General features: G+C 47.4%; 1 rRNA gene. It reads right to left on the bottom strand.

The features are described from left to right. Positions 1–2,894 (bottom strand): 23S ribosomal RNA (locus FJO69_RS02940).

Genomic DNA, 2,894 nt, shown 5'->3' with positions numbered 1-2,894 from the left:
CTATTAAACCTATCAATTTATTAGTACTGGTCAGCTGAATACATTGCTGTACTTACACCTCCAGCCTATCAACCTCATAGTCTATAAGGAATTTAAAGGGAATACTAATCTTTGAGGGGGCTTCCCGCTTAGATGCTTTCAGCGGTTATCCCTGCCGCACTTGGCTACCCAGCTATGCTTCTGGCGAAACAACTGGCACACCATCGGTGCGTCCACTCCGGTCCTCTCGTACTAAGAGTAGCTCTCATCAATATTCCAACGCCCACATCAGATAGGAACCAAACTGTCTCACGACGTTTTGAACCCAGCTCGCGTACCGCTTTAATGGGCGAACAGCCCAACCCTTGGAACCGACTCCAGCTCCAGGATGCGATGAGCCGACATCGAGGTGCCAAACCTTCCCGTCGATGTGATCTCTTGGGAAAGATAAGCCTGTTATCCCCGGGGTAGCTTTTATCCGTTGAGCGACGGCCTTTCCACGAAGAACCGCCGGATCACTAAGTCCTGCTTTCGCACCTGCTCGACTTGTAGGTCTCACAGTCAATCACACTTCTACCTTTATGCTCTAAGATACGGTTTCTGACCGTATTGAGTGTAACTTTGAACGCCTCCGTTACCCTTTAGGAGGCGACCGCCCCAGTCAAACTACCCACCACACACTGTCCCCTCGCCGGATGACGGCGACAGGTTAGAAGTTCAACGTAACAAGGGTGGTATTTCAACGGCGACTCCACTCAGACTAGCGTCTAAGTATCATAGTCTCCCACCTATCCTACACATGTTAAATCAAACTCCAATATGAAGTTATAGTAAAGCTCCACGGGGTCTTTTCGTCTAGATGCGGGTCTCCGGCGTCTTCGCCGGAACCATAATTTCACCGAGTCTATTGTCGAGACAGTTAAGAGATAATTACTCCTTTCGTGCAGGTCAGTATTTAGCCGACAAGGAATTTCGCTACCTTAGGACCGTTATAGTTACGGCCGCCGTTCACCCGGGCTTCACATCAATGCTTCGCATAAGCTAACACCTTTGCTTAACCTTCGGGCACTGGGCAGGAGTCACCCCATATACATCGTCTTGCGACTTAGCATAGAGCTGTGTTTTTGATAAACAGTTCCCCCTTACTATTCACTGCGGCCCATGTGTTACCATGGGCATCCCTTCTTGCGAACTTACGGGATGAATTTGCAGAGTTCCTTGACAATAGTTTTCTCGCTCGCCTTAGAATACTCATCTTGGGGACGTGTGTCCGTTCTCGGTACGGGTTTCACAGAACTTAAGTTAGAAGCTTTTTTAAGAGGTATGGAATCATCCAATTCGCTACTTAGTTGCCCTTTCACTATGCATCATAACTCCCGGTTAAGCCTTGCGGATTTGCCTACAAGACCCAGTCATTATTTACCCCACAATCCAATAAGTGGTAAAACTATCCTTCTCCGTCACTCCATCACATTCTAGAAAGTACAGGAATATTAACCTGTTGTCCATCGGCTACGCCTTTCGGCCTCGTCTTAGGACCCGACTAACCCTGGGTGGACGAACCTTGCCCAGGAAACCTTCCCCAATAGGCGTCAGAGATTCTCACTCTGAATCGTTACTCATACCGGCATTCTCACTTGTAAGCGCTCCAGCAGTCCTCACGGTCTACCTTCAATGCCCTTACAACGCTCTCCTAACGCATTTCTGCCCGTAGCTTCGGTATTGTGTTTTAGTCCCGTTGAATTATCGGCACAGAATCTCTCGACTAGTGAGCTATTACGCACTCTTTAAACGGTGGCTGCTTCTAAGCCAACATCCTAGCTGTTTAAGAAATTCCACAACCTTTCTCACTTAACACAATTTTGGGACCTTAGCTGACGATCTGGGTTGTTCCCCTCGCGTGCATCGACGTTATCACCGATGTACCGACTGCATAGTAATTCATGATAGTATTCGGAGTTTGATTATAGTCAGTACGGCTAGGCGCCGCCATTCCATATTCAGTGCTCTACCCCCACCACTTAACACTACACGCTAGCCCTAAAGCTATTTCGGAGAGAACCAGCTATCTCCAAGTTCGATTGGAATTTCACCCCTACCCACAAGTCATCCGGGCACTTTTTAGCGTACTACGGTTCGGTCCTCCACTTAGTGTTACCTAAGTTTCAACCTGCTCATGGGTAGATCACCTGGTTTCGGGTCTATATCAACATACTAATTCGCCCTATTAAGACTCGATTTCTCTGCGGCTTCGCTTTAATCCACTTAACCTCGCATGCTGACATAACTCGCCGGTCCATTCTGCAAGATGTACGCCATCACCCATTAACGGGCTCTGACTAACTGTAAGTAATTGGTTTCAGAATCTATTTCACTCCCCTCCCGGGGTTCTTTTCACCTTTCCCTCACGGTACTAGTTCACTATCGGTGTCTGGTTAGTATTTAGCCTTACCGGGTGGTCCCGGCAGATTCAGACAGGGTTTCACGTGCCCCGCCCTACTCAGGATACTGCTAGAAGATTTACATATTTCGCTTACGGGAATTTCACCCTCTATGTTTAAGCATTCCAACTTATTCTGCTATATGCAAATTTTGTAACTTCGTGTAAGCAGTCCTACAACCCCAGCAACAAGTGCTGGTTTGGGCTCTTCCCCGTTCGCTCGCCACTACTGAGGGAATCATTCTTTATTTTCTCTTCCTGCTGCTACTGAGATGTTTCAATTCACAGCGTGTCTCTTCGTTCGACTATGAATTCATCGATACGATAATTAAGGATTAACTTAATTGGGTTTCCCCATTCGGAAATCCCCGGATCACAGCTTATATCCAGCTAACCGAGGCTTATCGCAGGTAATCACGTCCTTCATCGACTTCCAGACCCAAGGCATCCACCAAAAACTCTTATCTTGTTTAAT

The organism is [Mycoplasma] falconis (assembly GCF_006385795.1).
GTDB lineage: Bacteria > Bacillota_I > Bacilli_A > Mycoplasmatales > Metamycoplasmataceae > Metamycoplasma > Metamycoplasma falconis.
Note: the sequence above shows the minus strand (reverse complement) of the source record. Positions and strands in the feature narration are given on the sequence as shown.